Source organism: Pseudomonas saponiphila (assembly GCF_900105185.1).
GTDB lineage: Bacteria > Pseudomonadota > Gammaproteobacteria > Pseudomonadales > Pseudomonadaceae > Aquipseudomonas > Aquipseudomonas saponiphila.
Window position 1 is genome coordinate 1393439 of the sequence record NZ_FNTJ01000001.1, and the last position, 12496, is coordinate 1405934.

Below are 12496 nucleotides of genomic sequence, written 5' to 3' on the forward strand. Positions count from 1 at the left end.
CTTAGTAGTCGATCGGGTCGCGGATGATCGGGCAGGTCATGCAGTGGCCACCGCCACGGCCCCGGCCCAGTTCGCCGGCGCTGATGGTGATGACCTCGACCCCGGCCTTGCGCAGCAGGGTGTTGGTGTAGGTGTTGCGGTCGTAGCCGATGACCACGCCCGGTTCCACGGCCACCACGTTGTTGCCGTCGTCCCATTGCTCGCGCTCGGCGGCGAAGCTGTTGCCACCGGTTTCCACCACGCGCAGGGCCTTGAGGTTGAGGGCCTTGGCTACGGTGTCGAGGAAGCTGCTTTCCTCGCGGCGCACGTCGATGCCGCCCGGCTTGCTGTCGTCAGGGCGCAGGCTGAAGGCGACGATCTGGCTCACCACTTCCGGGAAGACCGTGACCAGGTCGCGGTCGCAGAAGCTGAACACGGTATCCAGGTGCATCGCCGCGCGGGATTTCGGCAAGCCGGCGACGATCACCCGTTCCACGGCCTTGTGCTTGAACAGGTTCAGCGCCAGTTGGCCGATGGCCTGGCGCGAGGAGCGCTCGCCCATGCCGATCAGGACCACGCCATTGCCGATGGGCATCACGTCGCCGCCTTCCAGGGTGGCGTTGCCGTGTTCCTGGTCCGGGTCGCCGTACCAGATCTGGAAGTCGGCGTGGGTGAACTCGGGGTGGAACTTGTAGATGGCGGTGGTCAGCAGGGTTTCCTGGCGTCGCGCCGGCCAGTACATCGGGTTCAGGGTCACGCCGCCATAGATCCAGCAGGTGGTGTCGCGGGTGAACTGGGTGTTGGGCAGCGGCGGCAGGATGAAGCTGGAGTGGCCGAGGAAGTCGCGGAACATCTCGATGGTCTTGCCACCGAAGCTGGTGGGCAGGTCATCGGCGGATACGCCACCGATCAGGAATTCGGCGACCTTGCGCGGCTCCAGGCTGCGCAGCCACGAACCGACTTCATTGACCAGGCCCAGGCCGACCTGGTTGGCGGTGATCTTGCGCTCCAGGATCCAGTCCAGGGCTTCGGGCATGGCGACGATGTCGGTCAGCAGGTTGTGCATTTCCAGCACGTCGATGTCCCGCTCGCGCATCTTGGTGACGAAGTCGAAGTGGTCGCGTTTGGCCTGGGCCACCCACAACACATCATCGAACAGCAGTTCATCGCAGTTGTTCGGGGTCAGCCGCTGATGGGCCAGGCCTGGGGAGCAAACCATGACTTTGCGCAGTTTGCCGGCTTCGGAATGGACGCCGTACTTAACTTTTTCCGTGGTCATTACTGTGATCCTCCAGAGACAAAACAATCGGGGTGTGGCTTCAAAGGCAGTGCTACAGGGTCAGGAAGCCGGCGTAGAGTCCGTAGGCCGCCACCAGGGCGCCTATGACCACCGCGGCAAAAATCAGCTTCTCGACGTTGGTGAAAATCGGTTTTTGCAGTTCCAGCTTGGCCTTGGCGAACAGCACCACGCCGGGGGCGTAGAGCAGGGCCGAGAGCAGCAGGTACTTGACCCCGCCGGCATACAGCAGCCAGATCGCGTAGAGCAGGGCGATGCCACCGATGACCAGGTCCTTCTTGCGTTCGGCCAGGGCCTGTTCGTAGGTTTCGCCACGTACCGCCAGCAACACCGCATAGGCCGCCGACCACAGGTAGGGCACCAGGATCATCGAGGTGGCGAGGTAGATCAGCGACAGGTAGGTGCCCTTGGAGAACAGGGTGATGATCAGGAAGACCTGCACCATGACGTTGGTCAGCCACAGGGCATTGGCCGGTACGTGGTTGGCGTTCTCGCGGCGCAGGAACTCCGGCATGGTGTGGTCCTTGGCCGCGGCGAACATGATCTCCGCGCACAGCAGCACCCAGGACAGCAGCGCCCCCAGCAGCGAGATGATCAGGCCGACGCTGATCAGCACCGCGCCCCAGTGGCCCACCACGTGCTCCAGCACGGCAGCCATGGACGGGTTCTGCAGCTTGGCCAGTTCCGGCTGGGTCATGATCCCCAGGGACAGCACGTTCACCAGCACCAGGAACAGCAGCACGGTGATGAAGCCGATGACGGTGGCCTTGCCCACGTCCGAGCGTTTTTCCGCCCGGGACGAGAAGATGCTCGCGCCCTCGATGCCGATGAACACCCACACGGTGACCAGCATCATGTTGCGCACCTGATTCATCACGCTGCCCAGGTCCGGGTTGTTCCGGCCCCAGATGTCGGCGGTGAAGATGTCCAGCTTGAAAGCGAACAGGGCGATCAGCACGAACAGCAGCAGCGGTACGACCTTGGCGACCGTGGTCACCAGGTTGATGAAGGCCGCTTCCTTGATTCCGCGCAGCACCAGAAAGTGCACGGCCCAGAGCAGTACCGAGGCACCGATCACCGCGGCTGGGGTGTTGCCCTCGCCGAAGATCGGGAAGAAGTAGCCCAGTGTGCTGAACAGCAGGACGAAATAGCCGACGTTGCCCAGCCAGGCACTGATCCAGTAGCCCCAGGCCGATGAAAAGCCCATGTAGTCGCCGAAACCGGCCTTGGCGTAGGCATAGACGCCGCCGTCCAGATCAGGTTTGCGATTGGCCAGAGTTTGAAAGACGAATGCCAAGGTCAACATGCCGACAGCGGTAATCGCCCAACCAATAAGAACTGCACCAACATCGGCGCTGGCTGCCATGTTTTGCGGTAAGGAAAAGATCCCTCCGCCAATCATGGAACCCACTACCAGGGCGACTAAGGCGCCCAGTCTTAGTTTTCCGGGAGATTCAGACATTGCATGACTCCAATGCAGGAGAAGAGAGACGTCAGAGTAAATCTGCTTGCAATCCGAACAGCTGACTTAGATCAGTTCATTGCCGCATTCCGTTGTGAATGAATGACTTAAGATTTATTGCGGGAGGTAGAATGCTGCCCTGAGAGGGCCATTCCAGAGGCTTTAAACTACTTTCAACTGGTTGCTCCGATTGTTGCTGTCGTTTGAAACTAGACCCTTTTGGCGAATCTGCAAATCTTCTAGGTTGGTTAACTAATGACCAATTCGTGATGGCACTTAGTACATATATTTAACAAAATAGTCGGTTATTCAGTGCCTTCTGGAGGCCATTCAGGGGGCCGTCCATAAAGGCTGTTTAATTGACTGTTACTGTTAGATGCACATTTCTGGAAGTTAATTAATGGCCTATCGTTTTATTGCCCGATCGACTCACTGAAGCAGAGGTAGGAATGTCACAACCGGCGCAGAAGCTTCAACTCGGTGCACTGATCGCTCTGGTCGTGGGCTCGATGATTGGTGGCGGGATTTTCTCGCTGCCGCAGAACATGGCGGCCCGGGCCGATGCCGGGGCCGTGCTGATTGGCTGGGGGATCACGGCGGTGGGCATGCTGACCCTGGCGTTCGTCTTCCAGACCCTGGCCAACCGCAAGCCGGAGCTGGACTCCGGGGTCTATGCCTACGCCAAGGCCGGATTCGGTGACTACATGGGTTTTTCCTCGGCCTGGGGCTACTGGATCAGTGCCTGGCTGGGCAACGTCGGTTACTTCGTCCTGCTGTTCAGCACCCTGGGCTATTTCTTTCCGGTGTTCGGCCAGGGCAATACCCCGGTCGCCATCGGCTGTGCCTCCTTGCTGCTGTGGGCCGTGCATTTTCTAGTGCTGCGGGGGATCAAGGAGGCCACGTTCATCAACCAGCTGACCACGGTGGCGAAGATCGTGCCGCTGATGATGTTCATCGTCATCGCCGCCGTGGCGTTCAAGGCGGAGATCTTTACCCGGGATATCTGGGGGCGCAGCAACCCGAATTTCGGCGGGGTGATGGATCAGGTGCGCAACATGATGCTGGTCACGGTGTTCGTGTTCATCGGCATCGAGGGCGCCAGCGTCTATTCGGCCCGGGCGCAAAAGCGCGCGGATGTCGGTCGGGCCACGGTGATCGGCTTTCTCGGCGTGCTGGCGCTGCTGGTGCTGGTGAACGTGCTGTCGCTGGGGATCATGAGCCAGCCGGAACTGGCCAAGCTGCAGAACCCGTCCCTGGCGGCGGTGCTGGAACACATCGTCGGCCCCTGGGGCGCCTTGCTGATCAGCATCGGCCTGGCGGTTTCGTTGCTGGGCGCCTTGCTGTCCTGGGCCCTGCTGTGCGCGGAAATTCTCTACGCCACCGCCCGGGACCGGACCATGCCGGCCTTCCTGAAGAAGGAAAACGCCAACCATGTGCCGGTCAATGCCCTGTGGCTGACCAACGTGATGATCCAGATCTTCCTGCTGATCACCCTGTTCTCCGCCGGCACCTACACCAACCTGATCTACCTCGCCTCATCGATGATCCTGGTGCCCTACCTGTGGTCGGCGGCCTATGCGGTGCTGCTCAGCGGCCGAGGAGAAACCTACGAGCAGGCGTCCCGGGAGCGGCTGAAGGACCTGTGCATCGCGGTCGTGGCCCTGAGCTACGCCATCTGGCTGTTGTACGCCGGCGGCTTGAAGTACCTGCTGCTCTCGGCGCTGCTCTACGCGCCCGGGGTGATCCTGTTTGCCAAGGCCAAGCGCGAGCAGGGCGAGCCGCTGTTCACCCACCTGGAAAAACTGATCTTCGGTGCGGTGATCATCGGCGCCTCGCTAGCGGCTTATGGTCTGTACAGCGGTCTGCTGGCGCTGTGATCGAGCTTGTGCCCTCGCGCTTGCTGGCGGCCAGGACGCCTCGGGCTGGCGCGGCATTGGTGGGCGGCTTCGGCGGGAGGTTGTTGGTGCGGGTGGTTCGCTGCCAAGCCCGCGCCTGCGGGGCTGGTAATCCCGTAGGAGCCGGCTCGCCGGCGAAGCTGCTCACCACCATCGGGGGCGATGAGCGCCCAGGGGGCTGGCAGGGCAATCCCACTGCACGGGGGTTCCAGTGACATGCAATGGCACCCGCAGGCGCCTGGCCGGTCCCCAAGGGGTCTGTTCCTGAACCAGCCCCAGATCGTCATCGTCTTCGGCCCGCAGTGGCATTTCATCTCCCGTTGACCGGCAATGCTCAACCAGCAGCTTGGCGGTGCGGGCCAGGGACAGGCGCGCCGAGGTGCCCTGGCCGCTGTTCAGGGACAGGTTCAGGGCCCGCAGGGCACTGGCCGCCATCAGGTAGCCGGTGGCGTGATCCAGGGCCTGGACCGGCAGCGGCAGCGGTTTGTCCGCGGCTTTCCAGTCCATGCCGGCTGCGGCGATGCCGGCGCTCATCTGCACCAGGCTGTCGAAGCCCCGGCGGTCGCGCCAGGGGCCGCTCCAGCCATAGGCGTTGAGGCTGACCTCGATCAGCCCCGGGGCGATTCGCTGGCGTGCCTCGGCGTCGTAACCCAGGCGCTCCAGGGCATCGGCGCGATAGCCGTGCAGCAGCAGGTCGGCTTCGGCCAGCAGCCCCTCGAATACCGCGCGCTGTTGCAGGTCGTGCAGGTCCAGGCGCGCGCAGCGCTTGCCCAGCGTCACCTCCGGCTCCAGGGCCGGTTCGTTCCAGCCCGGCGGGTCGATGCGCAGTACCTCGGCGCCCAGCCCCGCCAGCAGGCGGCTGGCCACGGGACCGGCCAGGACCCGGGTCAGGTCCAGCACTTTCAATCCGGCCAGGGGCCGGGTGCTGGAACCGCTCCAGGTGTTCGGTCGCGAGCCGCTGTGGGGCAGCCAGTGCACCAGGGGCTCGGCGTTGACCGCCTGCCCCTGCGGGTGCAGCTGCCACTGCGCCCAACTGCGCATCTGCGCGGCGCAACCGCCCTGATCGACGATGGCCTGTTCCAGCTCCAGGGCATCCCAGCTGGCCACTCGGGCGGCCATGGCGTCGCGCCCGTTCACCGCGCCCAGCACCCGTTCGGCGGCGGCGCGGTGGTGGGGCGCATTGGTGTGCAGACGAATCCAGCCATCGCGGCTGGGATAATCCCCGGCAATCGGGTCCCAGGGGGATGGCAGGCTCCAGCCTTGCGGGCGGATCGAAGTGGCGAACCAGAATGAGGCCAGGCGCCGGTCGACACTGACCTGTGGCTGGCGTCCGGTCTGGCTGTAGAGGAGTTCGGCGAGGGCTTGCCCGGTGGTGGCGATACTGGCACAGGCCAGGTCGGTCACGGCGAAGGCCGAGGGCAGGGAGCCCTGGCCGGTTTGTCGGACGCTTGCAGGCGCCAGGCCCAGCGCGGCCTGGAGGGTTGCCAGTAGTTCGGTCATGACGCACTCCCCGGTTCAGAGGAGGGCATTGCACCCTGAAACCGCCGCCACTGTCGATCACCTCCGGTCATCGGTCGTGGCGGGGCGAGAACCGCGTTTACACCCGGAACTGATCCATCAGTTTCATCTGTTGGGTGGCCAGGGCGTTGAGCTGGCTGCTGACCTGAGCCGACTCGCTGGCTTGCTCGGTGAGGGTTTCGGTGACGCTACGGATCGCCGAGACGTTGCGATTGACCTCTTCGGCCACCGCGCTCTGCTGCTCGGCGGCGCTGGCGATCTGCAGGTTCATGTCGCTGATCACGGTGACCGCGTCGCTGATCTTGCCCAGCGCCTGGACCGCCTGATGAATCTGTCCGGCGTTGTTCTGCGCCTGGCTCTGGCTGGCGTGCATGGTGTTGACCACATCGCGGGTGCCGCTCTGGATGCGCTCGATGACCACGCGGATCTCTTCCACCGAGTCCTGGGTACGTTTGGCCAGGTTGCGCACTTCATCGGCCACCACCGCAAAGCCGCGGCCGCTTTCGCCGGCGCGGGCCGCCTCAATGGCGGCGTTGAGGGCGAGCAGGTTGGTCTGTTCGGCGATGCTGCGGATCACTTCCAGCACCGAGCCGATCTGTTCGCTGCTCACCGCCAGGGCCTCGACTTCACCCACCGCCTTGCTCACTTCCTCGGCCAGCAGGCTGATATCCCGGGTACTGCGCTCGATGATGGTCATGCCATCCTTGGCCGACTGGTCGGCGCCACGGGCGGCCTGGGCAGCATTGGAGGCGCTGTTGGCGACATCGTGGGCCGTGGCGCTCATTTCATTGGACGCGGTGGCCACCTGGTCGATCTCGCGGAACTGCACCTGCATGCCTTCGCTGGTCTGGCGGGCGATCTCCGAAGACTGGTCGGCGGTGCCGCGGGCTTCGATGATGCTCTGCTTGATCTGGGCGATGGTGGGCTGCAGCTTGTCGAGGAAGCGGTTGAACCAGCTCACCAGCTCGCCCAGTTCATCCTTCTTGCTGTAGTTCAGGCGTTGGGTCAGGTCGCCGTCGCCACTGGCGATGGCCTTGAGCATCTGCGCCACGCTGTTGATCGGCCGGGTCACGCCGGAGGCACTGAGCCAGATCAGCAGCAGCCCCAGCAGGCCGGCGCCGATGGCCACCAGCAGGGTTTTCAGGGTGCCGCTGGTCTGGGCCTGATCCAGCAGGGTCTGCAGTTTCACCGAGTCCGCCAGCAGGACCTGCCGGGGCAGGTCGATGGCCACGCCCCAGGCCTTGGCATCGGCAATCGGACTGAAGGGATAGACCGCGCGGATCAGGTCGCCCTGCTGCAACACCTTGGGTTGGCCACCGGCAAGTGTCGCCAGGATGTCCGGGCCCTGGGCACCGGCGGTTTCATTGATGTTCTTGCCGACCTGGGCGGCATCCGCGCCGACCGCTGCCAGCAGTCCGCTGCCGCCCGTGATCAGCATGTGCCCGGCACCGCCGAACAGGCTCCGTTGCGCCTCGACGGCGGCCGCTTGCAGGGAGTCCAGGGCGATGTCGACGCCAATCACCCCGACGACCTTGCCGTCGGTCTGCAGCGGCAGGGAGATGGTGGTCATCAGCACTTGTTTCTTGTCCTCGCCGATGGTGTCGGCATAGGGATCGAGCAGGCAGGTGCGGCGAGTGTCACGGGGGCAGGTGTACCAGATGTTGTAAGGCGTGCCGCTGAGGTTGAGGGTGGTCTTGTTCATGTCCTCCTCGACCATCACCGTATTCAGGGACTTGCCGGCGGGACGGCTCCAGTAGCTGGCGAAACGCCCCTGTTCGTTGGACGCGCGGTTGGCGTCGTTGGCGAACGCACTGTCCTGGCCGTCCAGCGCATTGCGCTCGTAGGCCAGCCAGATCCCCAGCACCTTGGGGTTGCGCTCGAAGGCGGTTTTCAGGCTGTGGTTGAGCTCTTCGCGCAGGGCCGCGGCATCCAGGCCACGCTTTGCAGCCATTGCCCGCAGATCCTGGACCTGGTCCGCCAGGGCGGTGATCACCAGCTGGCTTTCACCGAAGGTCTTCTGGATGCGCGCGGCTTGTTCGGCGGCCTTGGCCTGCAACAGGTCCTCGACCCCGGCCGTGAGCATCCGCGTGCTGGAGGTGTTGACCAGCTGGTTGTTCTGCCGGCTCTGGTACAGGTTCATGCCGACGATCAGCGCCACCACGCCCAACAGGCACAGCCCGGACAGCAGTACGATTTTCAGGCGTATGGAGAGAGAGTCGAACATGGGGGCAATCTCGCGAAAGGACGGATGGAAAGCGCGGAATCGGATGACTCCGCTCGCCAAGTCCATTCAGCGCTATGCCCGGAACATCGGCTTGGGTGGCCTTTGCGTGAGAGGGCGCCGACGAACGGTCATGTCCTTGACATATATGGCCTAGAGGGCGAGGGCATAGCCGCCAGAGCGCGTCATTCAGGAGGTTTGCGGCAGGGCTTCGGGGCGCGACCAGATCCACAGGTTGCCCAGGGCCATGCCGGCGATGGCGGCGTACATCGTCCAGTGATGATTGAGCAGGCTCAGCATCAGCCCGGCGCACAGCAACATGCTCAGGGTGGCGCTGACCTTGGCCCGGCGACTGATGATCCGGCCGTTGCGCCAGTTGCAGAGGATCGGGCCGAACAGGCGGTGGTTCTCCATCCAGGCACTGAGGCGGGGCGAGCTCTTGGTGGCGGCCCAGGCGGCCAGGAGGATGAACTCGGTGGTCGGCAGGCCGGGCACGACGATGGCGATCAGGCCGATGGCCAGGCTGACATAGGCCAGCGCACCGAACAGCAGGCGGGAAATCTTCGACGAGGAGGGGCGAGTGGGGGTCATGGCTTCGATGATGAGGTAACGCGCCTTGCGGCTCAATCCAGAGAGCACGCGGGCCGACAAAATACCGTTGCGGGCCTGCGGCCTGGACGCTTGCCGCGGGCCCGCAACGACGGGGTCAGGCTGGTTGTGCGGCGCTGGAGTAAGCCTGTTCCAGCAGCACGGTGAAGCGGTTGAAGGCATCCAGCGCGCCTTTTTCCGCTGCGGCTTCTTCTTCGGCTGTGAATTCCAGGCCGTCGAGGATGCGGGTGAAGGTCTTCCAGCCTTCGGCGCGGCCACCGGCCGGCTCGCCCAGGTGCCGGGCGCCGAAGGTTTCGCTCAGGCCCAGGCCCACGGCGCGCTTGATCAGGAACGCGGCGCCGAGCTTGGAACCCTCGGAAACGAAGATCCAGCCCAGGGCTTCGGCCTGGCTTGGATTGCGTACTGCACCGGCCACCGGTGCCGGGACTTCGGTGTCCAGGTCCGCCAGGTCGGCCTTGGCCGCTTCGGCGCGGCAGCGCTGGGCCAGGTCGGGGACGATGCTGTTCAGTTCGGCATCGTTGTACAGGTCTACCAGTTCCGACTGAAACAGGTACTGGGCCACCACGAAGCGGGCGAAGGCACCCTGAGTCTCGAACGGTGCGTGGGCCTTGACCAGGGCGTCGAGCTTGGCATGGGGTTCATGGGTGATCTGGTTCAGACGCTGGGAACGCAGGTGATGACGCTGGGAGGAATCCTGGGGGCTCATGCAGATGTCCTTGAGAATGAGAGGCACTTAGTAACTAGACGAACAAGAAGACGCGACAGCGTAAAAAATCCTCACTGCCCAGGCGAAAAAGGGCAGCGAGGCGCTTTGGCGTCAGATATCCCAGACCAGGTTGACCGAGAAGTTGCGGCCCGGCTGGGTCAGGCGGTCGAGGTTGGCGGGGGCGGTTTGCCCGGCCTCGCCGACACTGTCGTAGCCGCGCACGTCGTCCCAGTTCCAGTATTTTTTATCGGTCAGGTTGTACAGGCCGGCGTTCAGGGTCAGGTCGTCGGTGACCTTGTAGAAGCCGCTGAGGTCGAGGATGCCGTAGCCCGGGGTCTTGAACTGGCCGCTGGTAGCACGGCCATCCGGGGCCTTGAAGCTGCTGTCGTCGACCCGGTCCTTGCGCTTGACCAGGGTCCAGCTCAGCAGCGCGCCATAGTTGTCCTGATCGTAGCCAAGGCCAAACACGCCCTTGAGCGGGTTGACGCTGTTGATCGGCTCGCCGTTGTCATTGTTGCGGCCGTAGGCGTAGGCCACCGAGCCGAGGCTGTACAGGCCCTGTGGTGCACCGAAGGCATCGAGGTTGAGACGGCCCCTCGCTTCGGCGCCCTTGATGGTGGCGTGCTTGATGTTGCTGCTCTGGAACACCGATTGCAGCGCGCCGGCAGTGATGGCGTCCTCGTTGATGAAGTCGCGGTACTGGTTGTAGAACACCGAGACATCGAAGGAGCCTGCGTCGAAATTGCCCCGCAGGCCGGTTTCATAACCTTTGCTGGTTTCCGGCTTGAGGTTGGAGTTGGGCTCGACGACGTAGCCGGTGGCGAGGTTTTCAAAGCGCCCGTAGAGCGCCTTGGCCGACGGCGTGCGGAAGCCCTCGGAGTATTGGCCATAGGCCGTGTAGTGCTCGTCGAAGGCGTAGGTCAGGCCGAACTTGGGCGAAACCCGGTGCCAGGTCTTCTTCTCGTCGCTGACCGGATAGGTGCCGGTAGGGTTGGCGACATTGAGGAATTCCTGGGTCAGTTTCGGCTTGAGCTGGGTGTAGTCGTAGCGCAGGCCCGGGGTGAAGGTCCAGGCGTTCCAGCTGATCTGGTCCTGGGCGAACAGGCTGTAGGTGCTGACGGTGGGGTCCGGGAAATCGCTGGATTTTTTCACGCTGTCGCTGGCGCTCGGGCTTGGCGCACCGATGGCGGTGCAACCGGCACCGACCTTCAGGCAGGTGGCGGTGCCATAGCGCGAGCCGGTGATTTTCTGTTGCTTGAGGGTGGTGCCGTAGGTCAGTTGATGCTCGGTTTCACCGAGGGTGAAGGCCTTGTCCAGCTGGGTGTCGAAGACCCATTGCTGTTCCTGGTACAGGGTTTGCCGTTCCCGCAGCACGTCGCGGGCGTTGGGGGAGAACGCCGAGACCGGGTTGTAGCGCTCGGAAGTGCTCTGGTCGGTCTTGGCGATCTGGTAGTTCAGGCTCCATTTGATCTGGTCGGCGATGGGCGACTGCAGGGCGAAGCTGTTTTCCAGGCCGAAGCGTTCACGGGTGATGGTGTCGTTGCCGACACGGGAGCGATACCAGTTCTGACCGACGCCGTTGAGAAACAGGCCGCCTACCGCGCTTTTCTGGTTGGTGTCGCGGTCGTCCTTGTACTTTTCGTAGGTCAGGCCCAGGCGAGCATCCGGCGCATAGTTCCAGCCGAGCTTGGCCAGGACGTTGGTGGTGCGAGCGTCTTCCGGGTTGGCGGCGGTGCGGTTGAGGCCGGTGCCGTTGTTGCTGCCATAGGACTCGGTTTCGTGGCCGTCGCGCCGGCTGAGGTGCAGCAGGGCGTCGAAGTCGCTGGCCCGCCCGGCGACGGTGGCGGATTTCAGCCAGCTTTCGTCAGCCGAGCTGTAGCCGGTCTTCAGGCGCGCGCCAGCGTCCTGGCCGGGCTTGATGATGTCGTCGGCGTCCAGGGTGTAGTAGCTGACGGCGCCACCGATGGCGCTGCTGCCGTAGAGCACCGAGGCCGGGCCGCGGAGGATTTCCACACGCTTGACGATTTCCGGGTCGACATAGTTGCGGTTGGTCTTGGCGTAGGGACCGCTGAAGAAGTGATCCGGCACTTCGACGCCATCGACTTGGGTGAGGATCCGGTCGCTGTCGATGCCGCGAATGTTGTAGCCGCTGATGCCCGCGCGCTGGCCCGCACCGCCGACGGAAACCCCAGGCTCGTAGCGCACCAGCTCCTTGATGGTGTTGACGTTCTGGCGGTCCAGCTCTTCCCGGGTCTGCACGCTCACGGTGCTCGGCACCGAGTTGATGTCCTGCTCCTGGCGGGTGGCGCTGACGGTCACTTGCTGCAGGTTCACCGCATTGGCGGCGCTGCGCCGTTCCAGAACGATATTGTTATTGCCCAGCTTGCGGTAACTCAGTTGGGTGCCGCCGAGCAGGCGCTCCAGGGCCTTTTCCGGGGGCAGCGAGCCGCGCACGCCCGGTGATGACACTCCGCTGCCCAGCTCGGCCGGCAGCCCGACTTGCCAGCCGGTGACCGCGGTAAAGGCGTTGAGCGCCGATACCAGCGGTTGCTGGGCAATGGCGAAGTTGTAGTTGCCCATGCGCTGGCTGGAGGAGGCCGGGGCATCGGCGGCCATCGCTGGCGTGGCTTGGGCGCCGGCCAGCAGGATCGCCGCGGTCAGCAGCGACAGGGTGCAGTGTTGTAGGCGGGCACAGGGAACAGAGGATCGGCTGTTGAGGCGAGGGGACATCGAGAGCGCTCCGGGTCGCACGAATCTTTTATAGGTGCAGATACGCATTCAAAAATGCGAATCAGTTGCATTGGCTATA

8 protein-coding genes and 1 pseudogene are annotated in these 12496 nt (G+C 63.8%); 1 reads left to right on the plus strand and 8 read right to left on the minus strand.

Annotated features, from left to right (window positions below; genetic code table 11):
• Position 1 precedes the first annotated feature (1 nt).
• Positions 2-1258 (minus strand): arginine deiminase, encoded by a 1257-nt coding sequence (gene arcA, locus BLV47_RS06690; protein ID WP_092311324.1) that lies wholly within the window; start codon positions 1256-1258, stop codon positions 2-4.
• A 52-nt stretch (positions 1259-1310) separates the two neighbouring features.
• A complete protein-coding gene (gene arcD, locus BLV47_RS06695) occupies positions 1311-2738 on the minus strand; it encodes an arginine-ornithine antiporter (RefSeq protein WP_092311327.1) in 1428 nt (475 codons plus the stop codon).
• A gap of 449 nt (positions 2739-3187) precedes the next feature.
• Between arcD (BLV47_RS06695) and arcD (BLV47_RS06700) the strand changes: the two genes are divergently transcribed.
• A complete protein-coding gene (arcD, locus tag BLV47_RS06700; RefSeq protein ID WP_092311330.1) occupies positions 3188-4615 on the plus strand; it encodes an arginine-ornithine antiporter in 1428 nt (475 codons plus the stop codon).
• A 162-nt stretch (positions 4616-4777) separates the two neighbouring features.
• On the opposite strand, the gene BLV47_RS06705 is transcribed toward arcD (BLV47_RS06700), so the two are convergent.
• From BLV47_RS06705 to BLV47_RS06725, 6 genes and pseudogenes are all read right to left on the minus strand, one after another.
• Positions 4778-6133 (minus strand): CoA transferase, encoded by a 1356-nt coding sequence (locus tag BLV47_RS06705; protein WP_092311333.1) that lies wholly within the window; start codon positions 6131-6133, stop codon positions 4778-4780.
• Positions 6134-6230: 97 nt separating this feature from the next.
• The gene (locus tag BLV47_RS36915; RefSeq protein ID WP_371920246.1) at positions 6231-6986 is read right to left on the minus strand and encodes a methyl-accepting chemotaxis protein; all 756 of its coding nucleotides are present in this window, start codon (positions 6984-6986) and stop codon (positions 6231-6233) included.
• 102 nt (positions 6987-7088) lie between these two features.
• Positions 7089-8441: pseudogene (locus BLV47_RS36920) on the minus strand (methyl-accepting chemotaxis protein); the annotation flags it as partial.
• Positions 8442-8561: 120 nt separating this feature from the next.
• Complete coding sequence (locus tag BLV47_RS06715; RefSeq protein WP_092317076.1) at positions 8562-8963, minus strand: YbaN family protein; 402 nt, start codon at positions 8961-8963, stop codon at positions 8562-8564.
• A gap of 115 nt (positions 8964-9078) precedes the next feature.
• Positions 9079-9687 carry a biliverdin-producing heme oxygenase gene (locus tag BLV47_RS06720; RefSeq protein ID WP_092311339.1) on the minus strand — a complete coding sequence of 203 codons (609 nt, stop codon included), beginning with the start codon at positions 9685-9687 and terminating at the stop codon, positions 9079-9081.
• A gap of 111 nt (positions 9688-9798) precedes the next feature.
• A complete protein-coding gene (locus BLV47_RS06725; protein WP_092311342.1) occupies positions 9799-12417 on the minus strand; it encodes a TonB-dependent receptor in 2619 nt (872 codons plus the stop codon).
• Positions 12418-12496: the final 79 nt, after the last annotated feature.